This window comes from Allopseudospirillum japonicum (assembly GCF_900108915.1).
Lineage (GTDB): Bacteria > Pseudomonadota > Gammaproteobacteria > Pseudomonadales > Halomonadaceae > Pseudospirillum > Pseudospirillum japonicum.
In genome coordinates, this window is record NZ_FNYH01000014.1 from 1 (window position 1) to 21,986 (window position 21,986).

Annotated in this window: 22 protein-coding genes and 1 pseudogene; 8 read left to right on the plus strand and 15 right to left on the minus strand. The window is 39.1% G+C overall.

The genetic code is table 11. From position 1 onward, the window contains the following. The 7 genes from BMX05_RS10995 to ubiB all read left to right on the plus strand — a co-directional run. A partial coding sequence (locus BMX05_RS10995; protein WP_177166887.1) for an RNA-guided endonuclease TnpB family protein occupies positions 1-429 on the plus strand: 429 nt, incomplete at its 5' end. A 204-nt stretch (positions 430-633) separates the two neighbouring features. Further along, on the plus strand, positions 634-870 hold the full coding sequence (locus BMX05_RS11000) for an HP1242/YdcH family protein (RefSeq protein WP_093311811.1): 237 nt from the start codon (positions 634-636) through the stop codon (positions 868-870). Positions 871-1,014: 144 nt separating this feature from the next. Further along, on the plus strand, positions 1,015-1,464 hold the full coding sequence (locus BMX05_RS11005) for an ATP-dependent zinc protease family protein (RefSeq protein WP_093311815.1): 450 nt from the start codon (positions 1,015-1,017) through the stop codon (positions 1,462-1,464). Between the two features lie 53 nt (positions 1,465-1,517). Beyond that, a complete protein-coding gene (gene rimK / locus BMX05_RS11010; protein WP_093311819.1) occupies positions 1,518-2,429 on the plus strand; it encodes a 30S ribosomal protein S6--L-glutamate ligase in 912 nt (303 codons plus the stop codon). A 255-nt stretch (positions 2,430-2,684) separates the two neighbouring features. Next, positions 2,685-3,470 carry a bifunctional demethylmenaquinone methyltransferase/2-methoxy-6-polyprenyl-1,4-benzoquinol methylase UbiE gene (gene ubiE, locus BMX05_RS11015; RefSeq protein ID WP_093311824.1) on the plus strand — a complete coding sequence of 262 codons (786 nt, stop codon included), beginning with the start codon at positions 2,685-2,687 and terminating at the stop codon, positions 3,468-3,470. Between the two features lie 37 nt (positions 3,471-3,507). Continuing rightward, positions 3,508-4,137: an SCP2 sterol-binding domain-containing protein gene (locus BMX05_RS11020; RefSeq protein ID WP_177166888.1), complete on the plus strand. Its 630-nt coding sequence runs from the start codon at positions 3,508-3,510 to the stop codon at positions 4,135-4,137. Positions 4,138-4,158: 21 nt separating this feature from the next. Further along, on the plus strand, positions 4,159-5,814 hold the full coding sequence (ubiB, locus tag BMX05_RS11025; RefSeq protein WP_093311833.1) for a ubiquinone biosynthesis regulatory protein kinase UbiB: 1,656 nt from the start codon (positions 4,159-4,161) through the stop codon (positions 5,812-5,814). A 3-nt stretch (positions 5,815-5,817) separates the two neighbouring features. Here ubiB and BMX05_RS11030 read toward each other — a convergent pair whose 3' ends face one another. From BMX05_RS11030 to pseB, 10 genes are read right to left on the minus strand one after another with little or no spacing between them, the layout of a single operon-like run. Further along, positions 5,818-6,489 carry an HAD family hydrolase gene (locus BMX05_RS11030; RefSeq protein ID WP_093311836.1) on the minus strand — a complete coding sequence of 224 codons (672 nt, stop codon included), beginning with the start codon at positions 6,487-6,489 and terminating at the stop codon, positions 5,818-5,820. Next, the gene (locus BMX05_RS11035; RefSeq protein WP_218139045.1) at positions 6,473-8,389 is read right to left on the minus strand and encodes an NAD-dependent epimerase/dehydratase family protein; all 1,917 of its coding nucleotides are present in this window, start codon (positions 8,387-8,389) and stop codon (positions 6,473-6,475) included. Before BMX05_RS11035 ends, BMX05_RS11030 begins: the two co-directional genes overlap by 17 nt. Further along, positions 8,379-8,951 carry a GNAT family N-acetyltransferase gene (locus tag BMX05_RS11040; protein WP_093311841.1) on the minus strand — a complete coding sequence of 191 codons (573 nt, stop codon included), beginning with the start codon at positions 8,949-8,951 and terminating at the stop codon, positions 8,379-8,381. The genes BMX05_RS11035 and BMX05_RS11040 overlap by 11 nt, the downstream gene beginning before the upstream one ends. A 6-nt stretch (positions 8,952-8,957) precedes the next feature. Beyond that, the gene (locus BMX05_RS11045; protein ID WP_093311844.1) at positions 8,958-9,716 is read right to left on the minus strand and encodes a class I SAM-dependent methyltransferase; all 759 of its coding nucleotides are present in this window, start codon (positions 9,714-9,716) and stop codon (positions 8,958-8,960) included. A 26-nt stretch (positions 9,717-9,742) separates the two neighbouring features. After that, positions 9,743-10,630 carry a class I SAM-dependent methyltransferase gene (locus tag BMX05_RS11050; protein ID WP_093311847.1) on the minus strand — a complete coding sequence of 296 codons (888 nt, stop codon included), beginning with the start codon at positions 10,628-10,630 and terminating at the stop codon, positions 9,743-9,745. 18 nt (positions 10,631-10,648) lie between these two features. After that, the gene (pseI, locus tag BMX05_RS11055) at positions 10,649-11,689 is read right to left on the minus strand and encodes a pseudaminic acid synthase (RefSeq protein WP_093311851.1); all 1,041 of its coding nucleotides are present in this window, start codon (positions 11,687-11,689) and stop codon (positions 10,649-10,651) included. Between the two features lie 10 nt (positions 11,690-11,699). Continuing rightward, the gene (gene pseF, locus BMX05_RS11060) at positions 11,700-12,413 is read right to left on the minus strand and encodes a pseudaminic acid cytidylyltransferase (protein ID WP_093311856.1); all 714 of its coding nucleotides are present in this window, start codon (positions 12,411-12,413) and stop codon (positions 11,700-11,702) included. Next, positions 12,414-13,460: a putative sugar O-methyltransferase gene (locus BMX05_RS11065; protein WP_093311860.1), complete on the minus strand. Its 1,047-nt coding sequence runs from the start codon at positions 13,458-13,460 to the stop codon at positions 12,414-12,416. A gap of 28 nt (positions 13,461-13,488) precedes the next feature. After that, complete coding sequence (pseC, locus tag BMX05_RS11070) at positions 13,489-14,646, minus strand: UDP-4-amino-4,6-dideoxy-N-acetyl-beta-L-altrosamine transaminase (protein WP_093311863.1); 1,158 nt, start codon at positions 14,644-14,646, stop codon at positions 13,489-13,491. 1 nt (position 14,647) lies between these two features. After that, entirely contained in the window at positions 14,648-15,652 is a 1,005-nt protein-coding gene (gene pseB / locus BMX05_RS11075) for a UDP-N-acetylglucosamine 4,6-dehydratase (inverting) (protein ID WP_093311867.1), read from the minus strand. A gap of 112 nt (positions 15,653-15,764) precedes the next feature. Between pseB and cysC the strand changes: the two genes are divergently transcribed. Continuing rightward, a complete protein-coding gene (cysC, locus tag BMX05_RS11080) occupies positions 15,765-16,373 on the plus strand; it encodes an adenylyl-sulfate kinase (protein WP_093311869.1) in 609 nt (202 codons plus the stop codon). On the opposite strand, the gene BMX05_RS11085 is transcribed toward cysC, so the two are convergent. From BMX05_RS11085 to BMX05_RS11100, 5 genes and pseudogenes are all read right to left on the minus strand, one after another. After that, positions 16,354-17,340 carry a hypothetical protein gene (locus BMX05_RS11085; RefSeq protein WP_093311872.1) on the minus strand — a complete coding sequence of 329 codons (987 nt, stop codon included), beginning with the start codon at positions 17,338-17,340 and terminating at the stop codon, positions 16,354-16,356. The two genes, cysC and BMX05_RS11085, sit on opposite strands and share 20 nt — an antisense overlap. A 123-nt stretch (positions 17,341-17,463) precedes the next feature. Next, positions 17,464-17,640, minus strand: coding sequence for a hypothetical protein (locus BMX05_RS12415; protein ID WP_177166889.1), 177 nt, complete (start codon positions 17,638-17,640; stop codon positions 17,464-17,466). After that, a pseudogene (locus BMX05_RS11090) lies at positions 17,633-18,616 on the minus strand (NAD-dependent 4,6-dehydratase LegB). The gene BMX05_RS12415 and the pseudogene BMX05_RS11090 overlap by 8 nt, the downstream one beginning before the upstream one ends. 10 nt (positions 18,617-18,626) lie before the next feature. Continuing rightward, positions 18,627-20,618 carry a tetratricopeptide repeat protein gene (locus tag BMX05_RS11095; protein ID WP_093311876.1) on the minus strand — a complete coding sequence of 664 codons (1,992 nt, stop codon included), beginning with the start codon at positions 20,616-20,618 and terminating at the stop codon, positions 18,627-18,629. Between the two features lie 149 nt (positions 20,619-20,767). Next, on the minus strand, positions 20,768-21,679 hold the full coding sequence (locus BMX05_RS11100) for a nucleotidyltransferase family protein (protein WP_245710710.1): 912 nt from the start codon (positions 21,677-21,679) through the stop codon (positions 20,768-20,770). Between the last annotated feature and the right edge of the window lie 307 nt (positions 21,680-21,986).

Here is a 21,986-nt window from a genome sequence, read left to right on the forward strand (position 1 = left end):
CAGAAGGTGGCGAAACTTCACGCCAAAATCTCCGATTGCCGGCAGGACAACTTGCACAAGCTGTCCCGCAGATTGATTAACGAGAACCAAGTGATCTGCGTCGAATCCCTGAAAGTGAAAAACATGATCCGCAACCCGAAACTGAGCAAGGCCATTGCTGACGCTGGCTGGGGCGAGTTCGTGCGCCAGTTGGCGTACAAGGCGGAATGGGCAGGGCGCTCACTGGTCGCCATTGACCCGTGGTTCCCCAGCTCCAAACGCTGTTCGGGTTGCGGACATACCGTATCGTCGCTGCCGTTGTCGGTCAGGAAATGGCGCTGCCCCGAATGTGGCGCAGACCATGACCGCGACATTAACGCCGCGACCAACATTAAAGCCGCCGGGCTGGCGGTGTTAGCCCTTGGAGAGAATCCGGGCTGGCGGTGTTAGCCCTTGGAGAGAATGTAAGTGGCATGGGGTCAGTCCCCGTGTCCTGTTCTCGATGAATTGGGAATCCCCTTCCTTTAGGGAGGGGAGCAGTCAACGGCTCAGTGCACTTAATTGACGCACGGCAAAGGCAAGGCATTGATAAAAGGCGCATACTCAAAGACAAGCAAGTTTATCCACAATGCTCCAACCCAATAGGTGCGCCTTATGTTAGAAAATCATAACCTTGTCAATGAATTTCCCGAATATCGCGACAAAATCCATGATCTTAAAATGGCAGATGCACATTTTGCGCGCTTATTTAACGAATATCATCAAGTAGACCGTGAAGTACACCGCATTGAAGTGGGTGCAGAAAATCCTTCCGATGTTTATACCGAAGATTTGAAAAAAAAGCGCCTGCTCTTGAAAGATCAGCTGTATGCCATTTTGCAAGATGCCTAGCCATCGGGTGGGGGAGACATTCCCCTCCTTCGGCAAAATAGATGCTAGGTAATCTGGCGGAAATTGCCTAGAATACTTAATAGACGCAGGCTTTCGAGCCTGTATTTTTTTGTGCTCTTATTTTTGGCACCGAGAGTTCAACGCATGAGCAAACCTGTACTATTTCATTCCCAAAAAATTACTGTTGGCTGGAAAGAAGTCATTCGCTTTCCCGATCTGGGTATTCAAGTGCGTGCCAAAATTGATACAGGTGCGAAGACTTCCGCCTTACATGCAGTAGAAATTCAGGGTTTTGAGCATCAAGGCCAGCAGTGGGTACGTTTTACTTCTTTTAATGAGGAAGCTTTAGGCGATCCTGAAGTGAAATGCGAAGTCCCTGTGTATGATGTACGCCGTGTGCGTAGCTCTAACGGGCACGCACAGCAAAGATATGTGATTAAAACTCGGATGCAGCTTGGTGCCTTAGAACAAAAAATTCAGCTCACTTTAGTTGACCGCAGTAAGATGGACTACCCTATGTTATTAGGCCGTCGTGCTATGGAACACCATATTTTAGTGGCGCCTGGGGCGTCCTATTTGCACGGACAACCTTAAAACGCCCTACGCCCCCTTTCCTTTTTTTCCTGATATTTTTAAAAGGTGCTGCGATGCATATCGCTATTTTGTCGCGTAATTCGTCTTTATATTCCACGCGGCGCTTAATTGAAGCAGCCGAACAAAAAGGACATAGCGTCAGGGTGATAGATACCTTACGCTGTTATATGAATATCGCTACCCATAAACCAACGATTCATTACAAAGGCACAGATTTAGAAGCCTTTGATGCGGTGATTCCACGGATTGGCGCTTCTGTTACTTTTTACGGCTGTGCTGTTTTGCGTCAGTTTGAAATGATGGGGGTTTGTCCTCTGAATGAGTCTGTCGCCATTACTCGATCACGCGATAAGCTGCGCTCTTTGCAATTATTATCCCGCAAAGGTATAGGGTTACCTGTGACAGGCTTTGCACATTCTCCAGATGATATTCCTGATTTAATCACCATGGTTGGCGGCGCCCCTATGGTCATTAAGCTGCTTGAGGGCACGCAAGGTATTGGTGTGGTCTTAGCTGAAACCAATAAAGCGGCTGAAAGTGTGATTCAAGCGTTTATGGGCTTAAAAGCCAATATTATGGTGCAAGAATATATTCGCGAGGCAGGCGGCGCCGATATTCGTTGCTTTGTAATCGGTGATAAGGTGGTGGCAGCAATGAAACGCCAAGCTGCAGCAGGTGAATTCCGTTCTAATTTGCATCGTGGTGGGAGTGCTTCTCTGATCAAAATTACGCCTGAAGAGCGTTCTACTGCAGTACGTGCTGCGCGTGCTATGGGCTTAAACGTTTGCGGCGTGGACTTATTACGCTCCAATCATGGGCCTGTCGTGATGGAAGTCAATTCTTCCCCAGGTTTGGAAGGGATTGAAAACGCCACAGGCAAAGATATTGCGGGTTTAATTATTAGTCATCTAGAAAAAATGGCTTTATCTTCAGCAAAAAGCACGCGCACGCTGGGCAAAGGTTAGCGAAAGTCATTGACAGGTGCTCAAAGATTTTCCCCTGTGATAGCTCCCCCTAAGATAGGGGGAGGAGGGCAAAAGGGAAGTTTAACCTGATCTTGGGTCTTCTCGTTTGATCGGTTGTGCTACGCTTGCCCCATCCTGCGTGGCTGCACAAAATGAACAGCAGGCCAAATCCATCCTGCGTTCTGGCAAGCATTTGTATTATCATAGGGCAAATTTGCTTTTGTTCAGGAAATATCCTGCGTTATGAGGTTGCCCATGTCTGATTCTAATCCGCATCTATCAACATCTGCCCAAAACGAATCCCACACCACGCATTTTGGTTATCAGCAAGTGGACGTGCACGAAAAACAAGCCAAGGTGGCAGAGGTTTTCCATTCTGTGGCAGCTAAATATGATTTGATGAATGATTTGATGTCGATGGGGATCCATCGTTTATGGAAGCGCTTCACTTTAGAAAAAAGCGGCGTGCGCAAAGGTCAGCGAGTCCTTGATATTGCCGGTGGTACAGGCGATTTGACGATGGCTTTCTCGCGCCGCGTGGGCCCAGATGGCCAAGTGATTTTGGCAGATATCAACGCTTCCATGCTGCAGGTGGGGCGTGATCGTCTCACTGATAAAGGCTATGTGGGTAATGTGGAGTATGTGCAAGCCAATGCAGAGGTTCTGCCTTTCCCAGAGGCGCATTTTGACTGTGTTTCGATTGCGTTTGGTCTGCGTAATGTTACGGATAAAGATCGTGCACTGGGCGAGATGGCGCGGGTATTAAAGCCTGGAGGTCGTCTATTAGTCTTAGAGTTTTCTAAGCCGAATAACCCCTTGCTGAGTAAGGCCTATGACACTTATTCTTTCACTGCTTTACCTTTTATGGGGCGTCTAGTCACTCAAGATGCTGATAGTTATCGCTATCTTGCAGAATCTATCCGTATGCATCCTGATCAAGAAACCCTCAAGCAGATGATGCAAGATGCAGGCTTAGATCAGGTGCAATATTACAATATGACAGGGGGAATTGTTGCACTGCACAAGGGTATTAAGTTTTAATCTTTGGATGCCGTCACAGCTGCCAAGGAGTTGTCTTATGTCCCTACTGACCCATGCGCTTTTAGAAAGTGCACAGAACTTGCTGAACTGGGTGATTCAACAATCACCGAGTAGCCAAGCAGATCTGCAAAAATTACAGCATACACGTATTGCCTTGATTATCCCTGAGCGTGGTGCGCTTTGGATTGAAAGCAATGGCCAAGCACTTTATTTAAGTGCGGCGACTGTGTTGCATGCCGATGGGTTAGCAGCAGAAGCAGATACTTGGCTCGTTGCGACCCCAAGTGAGTTAATGCAATTATTGAGTGCGCAAGATCAACACGCGCACCTGCTTTCTGGTCATTTAGAAGTGGGTGGGGATATGCGCAAACTACAAATATTGCAAAAAGTGCTCACGCAAGCACCGATAGATTGGAATTTAACTTTTGTGCCTTTGCTCGGCAGTTTGCCAAGTCAAAAACTTGCCAATATCCATGAGGTGATACAAGCGCAATGGCGTGGCGATTTGCGTGCTTATCTACATGAGGAAACTCGGCTAATTCCTGGCAAGCCTGAACATCTCAATGCACAAGATGAGCTACAAGCATTGCAGATGCGTCTAGAAAATTTGCGCATACGCCAGCAAGATTTACAAACACGTGTACAAAATTTAAGCGCGTTGCGCTGATGGTATGGGGAGCTGGCTCACTTGTCTCGTTTACATCGATTACTAAAAATTGCCCAAGTTGTTGCTCATCAACGCTTGGATACCTTAATTCCTATTGAGCGCCTGCCAGCACCTTGGCGGCCCTTATTAGGGCGCTTTTCTCCTATGCGTTTATTGCCAGAGAACCACAAATCGCGTGGAGAGCGTTTGCGTCTTGCATTAGAAGAATTAGGGCCAATTTTTGTTAAATTTGGGCAAATGTTATCAACGCGGCGTGATTTATTACCGCAAGATATTGCTGACGAGCTGAAAAAGCTGCAAGATCAAGTGCCTCCCTTTCCTGCTGAGCAGGCGCAAGCCCTGATAGAAGAAGCGCTCGGGCAAAATATTCATCAGGCATTTCAGGAATTTAGCTCCCAACCTATGGCCTCGGCATCCATTGCACAGGTACACGCTGCCCGCCTGCATTCTGGGGAAGAAGTCGTTGTTAAAGTAATACGACCGCATATTGATAAAATTATGCGTAAAGATATTGCTTTGCTTTATACCTTCGCCCGTATTTTATTAAAAGTTTGGCCAGATTCTAAACGCTTACATCCGGTTGAAGTAGTTGCAGATTATGAAGTCACTTTATTTGATGAACTAGATTTATTAAAAGAAGCCGCGAATACCTCGCAACTGAGACGAAATTTTATTAATTCAGGCTTACTCTATGTTCCCAAAGTTTATTGGGAATATAGTCGCCGTAATGTGATGGTACAAGAGCGTATTTATGGCATTCCTATTGCGCATTTAGATTTACTGCGTGCCCAAGGCACGAATATGCATAAATTAGCAGAGCGTGGTGTTGAAATTTTCTTCACGCAAGTTTTCCGTGATAATTTTTTCCATGCGGATATGCATCCAGGTAATATTTTTGTTGATTGCACAGACCCTAATAACCCTCAATATATTGGGATTGACTGTGGGATTGTGGGTAGCCTAAGTGTTGAAGATCAAAATTATTTAGCGCGTAATTTATTAGCTTTCTTCACGCAAGATTATTATGAAGTGGCACGTTTACATATAGAATCTGGCTGGGTGCATGAAGATACCCGTGCCAATGAATTTGCTGCGGCAATTCGCGCAGTGTGTGAACCCATTTTTGAAAAACCTTTAAAAGATATTTCTTTTGGCCAAGTACTGATGGGGTTATTCCAAACAGCACGCCGTTTTAATATGGAAGTCCAGCCACAATTAGTTCTCTTACAAAAAACCTTACTGAATATTGAAGGTTTAGGACGTCAGTTATATCCTGATCTAGACCTATGGACAACAGCAAAGCCATATTTAGAAAATTGGATGAAAGCCAGAGTTGGCCCAAGAGGTGTTTGGCGCAAAGTGAAAACTAATTTCCCCGATTGGTTAGAACAAATGCCAGAATTACCTTTACTGGCCCATGATACTTTAGCCCAGCTTAAAAATTGGGAACAACATCAAATTCAGCAACAACAAGCATTAATTCAAGTTCAGCAAGAAATTCATCAGCAAAACGCACGCAGACGCGCGCGTTTATTAGGTTTATTAGTCTTGGGTTTGGCGAGCTATCTTATTGCCACAGATACCCCCGTAGACCTCTTATGGCAGCATATTGAACAACAAACTTGGCCGGTTTGGGGGTTAATCCTACTGGGTGGGTGGTTGCTTGTGAGGGGGTGAGGGTTAATCAAGGTTTACATTTAAAACCTCTGTCAGCGAGTCCAGCGTTTCTATATGAAACCTAGCATCATATCCTGGTTTTGCAACTTGCTGACAGTACATCCCCCGATGAATTCTAACCGTAGTCACACCTAAAGGATTTAAATTAACAAAATCCTTAGCCGGATTATCACCAATATAAACCATTTGTTGCCAAGTACAGGTCTCTCTTTTTTTAATGATTTCAAAGCAATAAGTGGATGGCTTGGCATGTTTTAAACCATATCTATGTGTGATCATGGTTTTTCGAAACCAAGGTTGAATATTTAGAGCTTCTATTTTGATTTGCTGAACGACTTTGTGCCCATCAGTTACTAAATAAAGCGGATATTGATTCGCTAGTTTTGGCAGAAGATTTTTTGCATCATTAGATAAACTAAGTGAAGGCAGATGATGCCGATAAATTCGCACACACTTTGATACAAGTGTGCAGCTCTCTTTATGATGATGAGCTAACCATAAATTAAATATGCGTCCTCGCCCTTCTTTATTTAGAATATCCAACATAAAATAAAAAGATGCTCTTGCATCCCAGCCAAAAGCCGACTCTCCATAGTCGGCTACAGCCTTTAAGCCACTCTCAACATAAGTACGCTCTTCATAAAGCGTATCATCTAAATCAAAAACTAGAATCATAAAGAAGAATATCCTGAGGAACGCGGATTTGACGGGCTTCTTTATCAGAACGCAAGTAAGGTACTAAATCGAGGTTTTGATTATCCCATTCAAGTAATGTCCAGTACCAAATATCTAAACCGACAGCAACAGAAGCCGTTGATGCGCCACCAAAACGTGCATTTAGTTCTATAATGTGTGGATTGCCTAATGAATCAATAATCACTTGCAAAACAACAGGGCCATGTAGAGGTAGGGCTTCAAGTAATTGAGTACATTGGGCTTCTAACCTAGTATCTCTAAAAGTGGTTGTCACGACTGACTCACCCTGAGCTACCTGATTTCGTTCACGTAATACCAAACCTTTCACTTTGCTTGTCTTGTCTAACCAAGCATCTACGCTGATTTCTTTGCCTTCAATAAAAGGTTGGTAAATAGGCTGAGCTAGCTTAGCTCCCCACTCTAGTGCAGCATCAAGAGTTTCAATATTTAGCCCGATTGAACGACTGCCTGCACCGTAACGCTCTTTTACTACAAAAGGCCCTTTGCCTTGGGGATGTTCCCACGCAGGTATAATTGGAAAACCTTTGATCTCACCAAATTTTGCAAATGCTAATTTATCAAGGCTGGTGGTAATTGCCTCAGGCTCTGAAACAATGACTTGTATTCCTTCTTTTTCCAAGGCTTTCCGGTGTGTTGCCCAAAACTCTAATTCACCATCTCTAGTAGGAATCACAAGCTCTATTTGATTTTCTTTAAGAAGATTTAAAATTTCTTCAAAGTTTTCCACAGATGTAGCAGGCAATAAAATTAATCCATCGCATACAAATTGCGCATGAGCATCTTTATTTATGTCGCCAGCATAAACAAGGATCTCCTTATCAAAACGATCCTTCGCCTCTAAAATAGATTTAATAAGTGGGATTTTTCTAGATGCGCTACTGATTAATATATTGCCATTTTGTTTTTTCTGCTCACAAATGAGCTGAGATTTTTCAAACTCAATGATTTCCGAAATGGCAGATTCTAACGTGTAAGCTGGCTCCCAACCGGCTATTTTTTCCTTAAATAAAGACATATCTGCACACGAAGCTTCATAGTCCATATCAATGTCATCAATTAAGTCTACCTCCAAATTTTGGAATCTTCTTTGGAGGATATCCACAACATCAGAAACCCTTCTAGACTTTCCTGTACCTAAATTGATAATACCATTGATATCAGGTGTTTGTGCAAGTCGCACTAGAGCAAATGCTGTATCTTTAGCATAGATGTAATCAAACATACCCTCTGGACGGAAGACAGTGATCTTTTCTTCTCGAAGGGCAGAGCGTATCCAACGAGAAATAACGTCTCTAGAATTGCATCCATATCCACGAAAAATTCTAGCACAAACAGATGTAAACTGAGCTGATTTAAAGCCATTTAAGAAATTTAATTCTATTTCATGGGCCAACTTTGCCATACCAGTTAGGTTTCTTGGTGCGATCGGTGTGCTTTCTGATAAAAAAGTAGGAGTCAAAGCTGGTTTTTTGAAAATATATTTACTTGGATCATAAATTAGATAACTACTTGCAAATAAAACCTTCCTTAAAGTAGGGGTATCTTTAAAAATATCCATTAAATGATGACTAAGCCTTACATTATTCCAAAAGTTCTTCTCCCAGAAATCATAATTTTCTGTACTTCTTTCAAATGTTGCTGCCAGATGAATAAATATTGTTGGTGAAAAACCTTCTATCTCCGCATGCGATATATGGTTAAGATCTCCCTGCCTGTATCGAACTTTTTCTGAAAGATCTTTTGGTCTTTTTTTTAAATCACCAACAAATACTTCAGCACCAAGTTGAACTAAAATTCTTGTTAATTCAGTACCAATAACACCAGCACCACCGCTAATAAAAACTCTTTCATTTTTCATAAATAGCACCATGTATTATGCTGTCGCAATATTTATTATTAAGAAGTATATGATTTCTCATAATTCCTTCTAATTCAAAACCGCAATTCTCCAATACATTTATGTGATCTTTTCTGAATGCATATGTTTCAGTGTAAAGGCGATTTATTTTTAGAGATAAAAAAGCGACCTCTTTTATAAGATTTAAATAGTTTGAAAAATATTTTCTATAAAGTACTTTATCTTTCGTAAGACAATCATTAAGGAGGAATGAAATCTCTGCCCTACGATGTTCCCAAGCAATATGGACTAATCCACCATAGCCGATACGCTTTTTCTTTTTAAAGAAAGTAAAAAGTATATTTTTAGGATAAGGTTCTTGCATTGATGGCCATACTTCATTGCTGAAATATGTTTTTTGTTGGTCTTGAGAGATTGGTGCTGGCTGTCTTAATACATCTAGCTGTGCATTACGCCATACTCTGATGTCTTCAATATCTTCCTCCTGAATAACCCTCAGCTTAAAATCTTTAGTAGAATATTCTTGCTTTGGCAGACAAAGATATGATTTAAAATCTTGCATAGTGAATTACTCAATCACAATGTAGGAAGTAAGCGGACTTAAAGGTGATCGACGAATGGAAAAGTTCTGCAAGCCTAAAACCTCTTTCACTGCTAATGTCTCACCCGGAAACTCAGGACAATTTAATTCATCAAATGCAAGAATACTTCCTTTTGTTAAATGTGGGAGAATTTCCTGCAAACAATTTTTTGTTGGTTCATATATATCAAAGTCAAAATAAGCGAGTGCAACAATAGTTTCAGGATGGCGCTGTAAGTAGTTAGGCAGGGTATTGCTGGCATCTCCTTTAACTAACTCAAACTTTTTTTTATGTGCAATAGGTGCATTTTGATTATGAAAATCTAGAATCTCATCTAATTGCTGCTCCCAATTTCCGGAAACGCTATAAGCACCTAGAGTACACATATTCCCATCTTTTTCATCCACAGATGGAAATCCAGAGAAAGTGTCAAAACCGATAATTTTTCTATTATAATTATAAGGCTCTAGCATACCTCTTAACGCAGAGAATAGTGCCATATTTTGGCCCCATCTAACACCAAACTCCATAACAACACCATGTATGGGAATGATTTTCTCATATAAACTTTGTATAAAATTTATTCTAGCTAAATTCTGCCTTGTTATAAACAAGCCTAAGTTATCAAGAATCTCTGTATCTGGTATTTGAGCTGTACGCAGCATATTGGCAAGCTTTTCTTTTGATAAAACTTCTTGATTTGTTGAACCTACAATAACCTTATGTTGGTTGTCGGTAGTTTTCATTTTTAATTTCCTTTTAAGAAAAAATTTTAATGAGTTGGAGATAGAAAACCAGTAATATTTCGTCCTAAGCCTACATCTGCAAGTGCCTCATAAAAATTATTGGCAGCCAAGCTCCCTTTAGCACCAATTAAATTCTCTAACATAATGCGTGCTTGATGTGCCAAAGGTCCTTGGTTAGGGTCTGATATATAATTAGAGCCTTGATGAGCCAAATATATGTCAATTGGAAAGTCTGCTAACAAAGATTGGCATTGCCATCCAGTTGCTTGTGCTATAGATTTTAAGCTAATAGAATCAAAATAAGAAAGGTGATCAGGGATTGCAATCCAAAAGCGTCTTGGTATTGATTCATTTGCTAACAAACTTTCTTGTAGATCACTAAAATCATTAGGCACGGTAACAATAAGGGTTCCTGTATCCTTAACAATATTTCTAATAGAGTTCAATAATGTGACTGGATCAGTTACATGTTCTAAAACATTATTCAACCAAATTAAATCATAGCGTTTATTTTCTTTTATTCTTCTTTGTAGCAACTCAAATATATTGCCTTGTTCTACATAATCTAGAATGCTTGGATTCATGTTTTTTATGCCGCTAATAGAATGATCCAAACCCTCTATATCCCAACCTCTCTTTTTAGACTCGGCAAGTGCAAATCCCTCACCACAACCAACATCTAGTACTTTGCCAATCTGGAAACTGTCACCTTTTAGTGACTCTAGTTTATCTAATTTCTGGGAGATTTTTATCTTAATTACTTGTAGTTCTTCTTCTGAATATTTTCTTCTATAACTACCACATTCGTTTTGGTAGTATTTATTGGCATAATAATCTGATAACTCTTGTTCGGATGGTTTGTTAATAACCTGCCAGAATCCAAGTGGGTGTTTTTCTAATCTAGTGTCATTCATGTTAAATATATTCCCATATTATTTTTTTATATGATCAAAAGTAAGTGGTGTCCCAAAATCTATATCATAAGCAGATGCTTTACCTATAATTTCATTGAGATACTTTGGTGGTAGTCCATTTGCAGGGCGAATAGACCTAATATTATCAGATGTAAATTTCTCACCTTTTTTTATTGATTTGACTACATATAATGACCTACGGTGTTTCAATACACCTGCTTCACTTTTGGTAGGGCGATAACAAGGAGAACCCACAGCAGACCAAGCGATTTTAGTATGTTCTACTAGCTGCTTTAATTCATCTGGTTCAAGAGAAAAAGCACTATCAACACCACCTTCTGCACGCGATAACGTAAAATGCTTTTCAATAATACAGGCACCTAGGGCAGTGGCTGCAGTAGCTGTAATATTATTTAAGGTATGATCAGAAAGCCCAACTAAAACGCCTGTTTGTTTTATTAGATCAGGGATACTTGATAAATTTGCTTCTTCTGGTGGTGTAGGATAAGCACTAGTACAATGCAATAAGGCAATGTCCTTCGCACCTGCTTTTTGTGCAGATTTTACAGCAAGATCTATCTCTTCAAAAGAAGCCATGCCTGTTGAAATAATCACAGGCTTACCTTTGCTTGCCACATATTCTATTAACGGAATATCGACAATTTCTGGTGAAGCAATTTTATATGCAGGTGTATTTAGCTCTTCCAACATATCTACTGCAGAATAGTCAAAAGGCGCCGAAAATATGGTGATATCTACAGACTTTGCTTTTTCAAATAATCTTGCATGCCATTCCCAAGGTGTATGAGCTTCTTCATACAGTTCATATAGATATCTTCCATGCCATAGACCACCCTCCACTTTAAATTCTGGTGCATTATGGTTAATCGTTATCGTATCTGCACGATAAGTTTGCAGTTTAATAGCATCTGCCCCTGCTTTTTTTGCCTGCTCTATTAACTCAAATGCTCTATTAATATCACCATTATGGTTCCCTGACATTTCAGCAATAATGTAAGGTGGTGCATGCTTACTAATTAAACGACCGTTAATTTTCATTATATTTCTCTTATAAGTAATTAAGAGTTAATTTTTCTTTCTGCCAGGCACTAAACATCCACTCTGCTCTTTTCCAATCTTCTATCGTATCTATATCTTGGACGCGAGAAAGTGGTAATTTTATAGGAACAGCATAATCACCAAAAACAGGTTTTCCACTTAGCCAAGCTTCTCTAGTACCCCAATAAAACTGACCAGCATCATGCCAGGCTTCTTCTAAATCTTGCGAACGAATATGAAAATTTTCTGGATTAAACATCTCAATTCGGCCCGAGGCATTTACACGCAGTGCACGTTGAATTGGAAAAGCATAATTGGTTACGCTAAATGTAAAATCAGCTGCCTCTTCTTGTAAGCACTGCAATCCTTTTTGTAAATCCTGCGGTTGAATAAAAGGTGCTGTAGCATATATACAGCATGCCAGCTTGACATTTTGCTTTGTTAGCTCTTGATATAAATTGATAGTATGTTCAATAACTGCTTGGGTCCCAGTAAAATCATCACTCAGTTCGGCAGGCCGCATAAAAGGAATTTCAGCACCATATTGTAAGGCGACATCTGCAATTTCTTGATCGTCAGTTGATACGATGACTCTATCAAAACAGCCAGAACTTAAGGCAACTTCAATTGAGTAAGCAATTATAGGTTTGCCACAAAATGCTTTAATGTTTTTGCGTGGAATGCGTTTGCTGCCTCCACGAGCGGGGATAATAGCAAGATTCATTTAAACCTCTTTAGATTTAAATAACATGATTTCAGAATGAAAACCGTCTGCTGTTTTAAATCCGAAAGGAATAACATTTTTTGTTACTAACTGATAGTTTGGTAACATATGTTCATAATCTTCAGAAAAAATAGGCTTATCTACACCAAAACGATGTTGTGAACGCAATTGCTTTCCTTCACGCATATTACGTAATAATATCCATTTTGCTTTAAGCCTATCAATATTATCAAGATAGTTCTTGACAATTTCTGGCTCCATTTCCTGAAAAGAGATGAAGTTTACAAATAAGTCTATTTTTCCCCGTAAAGCTTCAATTTTCCAAGATGGTAGCACAGTTATTTTTTTAAGTTGATCAATAAATATTTCATCGTTATCCTTTAATTGTGAATACTCACTGAAGTTTTCTTGCATCACAATGTTTTTTAAATAATATTCTGAACAGAATATGGTTGGCGGAATATCTATATTAATATAGCTTGTATTTGGCATGGTTTGGTACACTATTTCACCTAAAGTACCAAACCCACCACCAATTTCCAATATTGAACCAATTTCTTCTAAATCAGTGTATTTTTTTAAAAATGATAATCCGAGTAAATAGTTTAGTGATGATCTACTGTATTGCTTGCCTTCAATATCGAAATGTTCTATAGGAGATCCTATCTCACTTTCACTAAATTTTAGCAGATCAGGGGATTTGTTATTTGCATGTTCAGAGGCACAAAGCACACGATAATCAGCTAGAGCGGCACTATAACCAGAAAGAAAAGCATTTAAATAATTTTGCTGTTTTAAAGATAAGCCCTGACTTTCAACAAATTTTTTTAAAGAATGCATGGTCTCTTCTGGAAGTGCATTTCCAGGGTAACCATAAGTAGGAACAAAAAAGTTGAGTGCGCTTGGTAAATTCCGAAAATGAGCGACTCCCTTTTCAGATAGTTCTTCTATCATTAGCTTAGAAGCTTCTCTCCAAAACACACTTGGCTGATAAAGTGTTGACTGGCTTTCTAGTTCATTTAGTAATTCTTGATAAAATATATTCATGTAATACCTTCAAAAAATAAAAATTGCTCTAAATAACAATATTTTTTACACTGGACACAATTTTATCTATTTGCGCTTGTGTCATCGATGGGAAAAGAGGCAGACTAATCACTTTTGAGTAATAGGCTTCTGCTATAGGGAAATCACCTCTATTAAATCCTTTCTGTTTGTAATAAGGCTGCATGTGTACAGGAATATAATGTAAATTGACGCCTATCCCCGCTGATTTTAGTTCACTAAAAATATCTATATGTGTTTTTTTTAACTTTTCCAAACAAAGTTGGATAGGATATAAATGGAATGCTGAATATGTCTCCTCGTCTTGATAAGGACAGGTAAAATTTGTACCGGAAAATGCTTGATTATAATGCTGAGCAAGCATTCTACGCTTTTTGACAAACTCATCCAACCTTGTTAGTTGAGAAAGCCCCAAGGCAGCTTGGAGTTCCGTCATTCGATAATTAAAACCTAAATCTATTTGCTGATAATACCAAGGGCCATCCGGTAAGTGCGTCATCGCTTGAGGATCACGAGTAATACCGTGACTACGCAATAAATGCATTTTCTCAGCTAATGCGCTTTGGTTTGTCGTAGCCATACCACCTTCAGCAGTGGTAATAATTTTCACTGGATGAAAACTAAAAACACAAATATCAGAATACTGGCAATGGCCTATATATTGGCCTTGATATTGACCACCAATAGCATGAGAAGCATCTTCAATAATTTTAAATCCATATTCTTGACTTAATTGATAAATCCGCTGCATATTGCAGGACTGGCCCGCAAAATGTACTGGAATTACAATCTTTGGTAATCGATTTTCGGCTTTGGCCTGAAGTAATTTTTCTTCAAGTTTATTGGCACATAAATTATAAGTTTGCGGATCTATATCAACAAAATCAACTTGGGCTCCACAATAAAGCGCACAATTTGCCGAGGCAACAAAAGTGATTGGCGAGGTCCATAGCCAATCACCTTGAGTAAGTCCTAAAGCCAAACAAGCAAGATGCAAAGCACTGGTGGCACTATTAACAGCGACGGCATGCTGTGCCCCTACTTTATTGGCAAGTGCTTGCTCAAATGCGGGCACTTGAGATCCTTGTGTTAAAAAATCAGATTTTAGTACCTGAATCACTGCATCTATATCTGCTTGAGAGATATCTTGACGGCCATAGGGGATCATATTATCTAATGCCTGCCATTTGATTAAATAATTTAATTTCCTCTATCCCTAAAAAATTAGGATTAGTACCTGAGTTATATTCAAAACCTTGATCCACTGCTTTTCCTTGTTCACCTAAAGCATTTTTTTCAAAACTATTGGTGCGCCCTATAAAGGTAATCGAAGGAGTAATCACATAATGATCAGAAAACTCTAAAGTCAGATGTGAATCATCTGCCGGACACATAATCTCATGTAATTTTTCTCCGGGGCGAATACCTATGATTTCTTGTTCTAACTCTGGAGCAATGGCAGTGGCTAAGTCAGTAATACGCACTGACGGAATTTTGGGAACAAAAATCTCGCCACCTTGCATACGCTCAAAGTTTTTTAAGACGAAATCAACGCCCTGTTGCAGAGTAATCCAGAAACGTGTCATCCGTGGATCGGTAATGGGTAAATGTTGACAACCTTGAGCTTGTAACTTTTTAAAAAAAGGCACCACAGAACCACGGGAACCAACAACATTACCATAACGCACAACTGCAAAACGTGTCGGATGACCTCCTGCCATATTATTAGCGGCCACAAATAATTTATCAGAGGCTAGCTTAGTTGCACCATATAAGTTAATGGGATTGGCGGCCTTATCTGTAGAGAGTGCGATCACTTTCTTAATATCATTGGCTAAAGCAGCATGGATAACATTTTCTGCACCATTAATATTGGTTTTAATACATTCCATAGGATTGTATTCAGCCGCGGGCACCTGTTTTAATGCGGCTGCATGAATCACATAATCCACACCTTGCATGGCTTGAGTTAGGCGTCCCTTATCACGTACATCACCAATAAAGTAACGCATACAAGGTGCATTGAATTCTTGTTGCATCTCATATTGCTTGAGCTCATCCCTAGAAAAAACAATCAATCTCTTAGGGTTAAAATTTTTTAACAGAGTTTCTGTATATTTTTTACCGAAAGAGCCTGTGCCTCCAGTAATAAGAATTGAGCTGTTATTGAACATAAAGGTTACCGTATAAATGATGAATTTTTTTGCAAATTGATAGGTACTTTGTTATTTTTGGTCTACTAATTAAGATCCAATTTTTTATCGGAAGTTTATTGAGGGCTAACTTATGAACACAACCAACCTTTATCAGCAAGATATGCTGGTAACAAAAGCACATAAATCTAAAATGAAAAACCAGACCCCCAAAGTCCTGTGGTTTACGGGGCTTTCGGGGGCTGGAAAATCTACTTTAGCTAATGCATTGGAAGTAGAGCTATACCATCTCGGCTATCATACGCATATTCTAGATGGTGACAACGTACGTCAAGGCTTAAATAAAGATTTAGGGTTTACTGATGCAGATAGAGTTGAAAATATTCGTAGAATGGCGGAGGTTGCTAAGTTAATGAATGAAGCTGGTATTATAGTAATAACTGCTTTTATTTCTCCTTTTGCAAGTGAACGAAAAATGGCGCGTCAGCTTATCGGAGAAAATCAGTTTATAGAAATCTTTGTGGATGTTCCTTTGCAAATTGCAGAAGCCCGTGATCCGAAAGGTTTATATAAAAAGGCAAGGCTGGGTGAGATAAAAAACTTTACAGGTATAGATTCTGTATATGAAGTCCCTAATGACCCTGATCTTCATATAAAAACAGACCAACTTTCTATACCTGAATGTGTAAAAACTATAATAAAGCACATGAAATTGAGCGGCTTTAGACCTGATACCTGCTGATATAGCTTTTAAGTTCTTCTGGGATGTAGTTACTTGATTCCAAATAATTAATCATGTTTTGTTGTATATTACTTTTTAGTTGGTGGCTTAACTTAAATTGGTAAAAATCTTTTTGTGGCTCTAAGTTAATGTCAAGCTTGCTTGCAAACTCTAACTCTTTACCTTTTGGCATGTTTTCAGTGAGTCTCCTACAAACTAACAGATTGTTTTTTTTATCAGAAATAATGGCGCTTTCTAATGCTGCCTCTGGGCCTGAATATTTCTTAGATAACTGGTGTGTTAAATGTCGCCTTTTATTAAGATGGGCAAGTATCTGTATTTGAAGATTTGTTAGTTTGGTGTTTAATTTTTTAAATCCATAAATCAATCTTTCCTCAGGTATTTCGCAGCCTGTATGTTTGCTTAATATTTTCCAGAATCCATGTAAATCATCTTTCATTAACTCAAAAGGTAAAATAATAATCTTAGCAAAATGCCTGCTATAAGCATCGCATAAATACTTTATATCTAAAGAGCTTTGAATGAACATAGACTGCTGATTCACAAAGTCTTGTGCGTCAGTGTAGCCACCTTGCTTAATGCTTTGGCTATAAATGGACCTAATCCAAGATAAAGGGTCTCTTACTACTATTAATATAGTTTCTGAAATTTTTAATAGGCTCAACAGATAAGCTGTTTCATCAATATATGGCCTTATAAAATAAGAGTTTTCAGGCTCATTAAGATAAGCAGTAGAAAGGCTCTCGTGAGATACCACGACAGATTGACCATCAACAGAAGCATTATCAAATCTGATTTGAACTTCATTAGGATCTCTATCTAAACCTATCGTTTTATCTCTGATGAAATAGATAAAGTCCTCCATACCACGCCAGCATAAGCAGTGATCTTTAGATTGAAACCAGACATTCTGCATATAAGTAGTGCCGGTTTTCATTAAACCTATATGAATAAAGTTGTTTTTCATTTTTTACCTTTGGTTCTGTAATAAAAATTCAGCTAGCTTAAAATCAAATTCATCATCTATATGTGGGGTAGCGGTCTCGTTGACGGTGGCAACGGCTGCTTTTGCCCCTGTATAAGCGGCTATTTATTGTTCAAAACGATCTACATATGCGCCAACACTAGAAACAAAGGTTGTTTCTAAGGTATCTAGTACGTATTCGCGTTCTTTTCCTGTAAACACAGGCGCATGTAAAGGAATAAAATCCTTGGTTTGATAATACTCACGAATAAAATCAATCAGGGGTGTCAGAGCATTAGACATTATAAATCCCTGCTTTATAGGCAGCGAGTTTTTCCGGCTGAGTAAACCAGGTTATCGTCGCTTGCAAACCTGTGCGAATATCATATTCGGGTTGCCACTGGGTGAGTGATGTAATTTTGGTATTATCACCCCACAAACGAAAAACTTCAGATTTTTGTGGGCGCAAGCGCTGTTCATCAGTGACAAAAGTCACATCTGCATCCATGATTTCCTTGATAAGATGCAAGGTATCAGCCACAGAAATTTCATAATTCGATGCAATATTCACGGTTTCACCAATGGCTTGTTCACATTGAGCTAAGGCTAACAAACCACGGCAAGTATCTGCAACATAATTAAAATCTCTGGTCGGGCTGATATCCCCCAGTTTGATTTCTTGAACCCCTGTGGCAATTTGACTAATGATAGTGGGAATGACAGCGCGTGCGGATTGCCTTGGGCCATAAGTATTAAAAGGACGGGCAATCGTCAACGGCAGATTAAAGGCATTATAAAAGCTCATTGCCATCGCATCAGCCGCTATTTTAGAAGCACTGTAGGGGGATTGCGCCTGTAATGGATGGGCTTCATCAATAGGGATATAACGCGCCGTGCCATAGACCTCACTGGTGGAGGTATGAATCACGCGTTTCACTTGATTTTCTAATGCCGCCTGGCAAATATTGAGTGTCCCCTTAATATTGGTATCAACATAAGTATCCGGCGCGACATAAGAATAAGGAATAGCAATTAAAGCTGCCAAGTGAAAAATAATATCCACACCTTGCGTAATATGCTTACAGTAATGTGGATCACGTATATCCCCTGTCAGCACTTGGACTTGCTTTAGATGGGCAATATCTTCTAACTATCCCCAAGTGTTAAAAGAATTATAATGTGCCAAGGCTTTCACTTGATAACCTTGTGCTAACAAAAGTTCTACCAGATGGGAACCAATAAAACCATCAGCACCAGTGACTAAGACTTCTTTATACATAAAATCGTACCTATTTTATTAAATCTTGACATAGCAAGGCACTAATTTCTGTAAACCAAGAAACTTTATCTTTTTTTATTTGTCTATAAATAAATTGCATGTTATTAAAGTTATAAGGTTTGGTGGTTTCCCTACTCACCTTAAGGTCAGGAACAAAAGTGTAAGTTTTAGTTCCAGAAGCAGCGGATAATATATGTACTGAAGTTTGAGGTGTGACTACAGCATCCATATTTACCATAATCGCCACAACATCTTCCAGATCTTCTTTCTGGTTAATGTTAGGTGGATCAATAATATCAATACCCAGCGCACGTATTTGTGCTAGTTCTTCTTGGCATTCATCATATTGTAAGTTAACAAAATAAAATTTTTCTTGTAAATCCCAAATCGGCTGTAAATCCTCAATGCGTGCATAGTACATTTTGCGGTGCTCTTTCATATTAGAGCTACGCCAGCTTATTCCTAGAATCGGTTTGTCTTGGTAGTTAGAAAAAAATGATGCCCACTGTTCAGCTTTAGATGGGTGAGGTTTTAAGTAAGGGGTAACACCTCTCTCAGTAAAGTGTGTGGCTTGATCACAAAATTTATCTAAAAAACAGCCGCCTGTATAGAAGTGATGGCTCTGGCTACTTGGTATATCGCTTTGCTTAGCAGCTTTGTTACTATAGAAAAGACCATTAATGGTATTAATTGAGCTATCATTTTCTTCTAAGAAAGTGATTCCATCAAAAGAGCTAGAGAACAAAGGGATGAGTTTTTTACTTACCACAATACTCACTTCACTAAAGTTATTTTTTAGGTAGTTGAAATAACGGGCATAAAAAATTTCGTCGCCTATACCTTGCTGCCTAAAAACAATGATACTGTCTGTTTTTTCTATGGTTTCCCCGCGCCATAATCTAGCATTATCACCCAAGTATTTTTTAATGGTTTGGCTTTCTATAAAAACATTGGTTAATGCTTGCTCAAGATCGCCGCTATGCTGGATGCTAAGTGATTTTTTATAAAAGTGAGCAGCAGTATCTAATTCCATTAAGTTGTGATAGCAATAACCTACAGAGCTATAAATTAAGGGATGATCTAATTTTAGGTATTTCTCTGAAAAATTTATGGCTTGCTCAAATCCTATATGGTCTGCAATAAATTTTATAATCGCAAGAATCACTTCTGGATGACCTGAAAATTTTTCTTCTAAGGTGGCTATTAAGAGTTGTTGTTGCTTAGTTTCACCCTGTATTCCTAAGAATGAAAATAAGTTAAGGTAACTCTTGTAGCTATTAGGTGCATATTTAATGGAAAGATCTAAATTTTTCTTAGCTAGCTCTAGCTCTCCTTCTTCTATATAAATAGCAGCAAGATTTGTATAAGCATCCGCATTGAATTTATCTAGTGTGATTACTTTTTGTAAGTAGTCTTTAGCTTGTTGTTTACGTTCTTGCTTCTCGTAAAGTACGGCTAAGGCGTTCAAAGCAGATAAATATTTCTCGTCTAGTTCAAGGCATTTTAAGAAATGAGCTTCAGCATCTGCAATTTTATTTTTTGCAAGTAATGCCATGCCTAAATTTAGGTTTGCGGGACAGGATTTAGGATTTACCTTAATAGCATTTTCTAATGCCTTAATAGCTTGATCATACTCATGAGTTTCACGATAAGCTAAGCCAAGATTAACCCAAACTTTATCATTTTTAGGGTCAAATAAAGACGCTTTTTTAAAAGTGTTAATTGCCGTTTTTTTGTCTCCTGTATCAAGTTGGGCTAAGCCTAAATACATAAGCAAACTAGCATCTGTTCTACTATAGGTAACGGCTTTCTCTAGTAAAGGCAAGGCTTGTTGGCAGCAATCACCTTCTACGTAAAGCTTGCCTAGCGTTTTTAATGCTAGTAGATGCTCAGGTGCTAGGGTTAATATTTTCTTGCTTGTTTCTATGACTTTCCCCCAATTATTCTTCTTTTGGAAGTTAATAAGTCTTTCTTCTAGTTGCAAAATCTTTTGATTCTTCATGCCAATAGCCCTATATTATAATGCTGTTGATATCCATTTTTGCGCGTTGAAATCATTTAAACGGCTAGTATCAAGCCAATATTTACGAAGAGGAAACAGGTTGATTTTTCTCCTTCACCCAACTTATTTGCAAATAAATTAGGCATATCTCAAAACTGGCCTTGAGGAGCCGCTTGTACTAACTCAGGTTGTAGTGCATAAATACCTGCATTAACAAAAAATTTATATGCTGGTTTTTCTACAATGCTCTTAACATGATAACTATCAGCCTCAATTACACCGTAAGGTACTTGATATTCATATTCACGTACACCTAGAGTAGCAAGTCCTTGATGCTCTTCATGAAAGTCTAATAAGTTGCCAAAATCTATATTAGTGAGTAAATCCCCATTCATCATAATTAAGGGGGATGAAATTTCTTGATTAGGCAAAAGCCCTAAAACGCCGCCTGTACCTAGGGGTTTTTCCTCGTTGATATAGTCTATTTTTACTCCCCATTGGCTGCCATCACCAAAATAAGATTTTATCATTTCTGCTAAATAACATGCAGAAATATAAAAATGATTAAATCCTGAATTAATAAAATTTTCTAAGATGATTGCTAAAATAGGTTTGCCACCCACTTTTAATAAGGGTTTAGGGCAGTTTTCGGTTAAAGGACGTAGACGAGTTCCCAAACCACCAGCCATTAAAAGGACACTGTTTTTGCGTGCCTCTGGATACAAGAGTTTTTCTAAAGTTTCTAATCGCAAAAGTTGGCCGCTTTCATCCACTACAGGCAAATGCAGCAAGCTTTTTTGCTGCATTAGCTTGCGCATACGGGTAGCACTCCAAGTATTGAAGGCCACACTTGGATTTTTATGCATCACTTGGGTGATAGGGGTTTGTAGATCTAAAGATGCTAATAGCGCACGCCGGATATCACCATCGGTCACGGCTCCTAGTAAAGTGTTTTCTGAGTCCGTCACCAATAAGATACGTAAAGCACCCTTATCCATCATATGGATAGCCATCTTTAAGGGGGTTTGTGGGCTAATCACAATATCTTTCCAGTTTCTCATTTCAAGTTCCCACCTATAGGCGAAGTCAGCTTTTTAGTCGATGAGCATATTTTGCCAGCTTATCTTAAGAGTTTATCGACTCAAACAAGCCCCCCTTAACTTGTATCTCTTAAAGGGTTTCTAACGCAAGAAGTCTACAGCCCGACCACGCATTGTCTAGTAATAGCTCAGCTCACAAAAATGTATCTTGATGTTACTGTTTTTAACTTAAGAAATGAGCGGGCTACCCGCTATTTGAGCCATATGCATAGAAAAACAAGGTTTAGATGCATTTAAACAGTATATTTGGCTGAAAAAATCTAAAGAA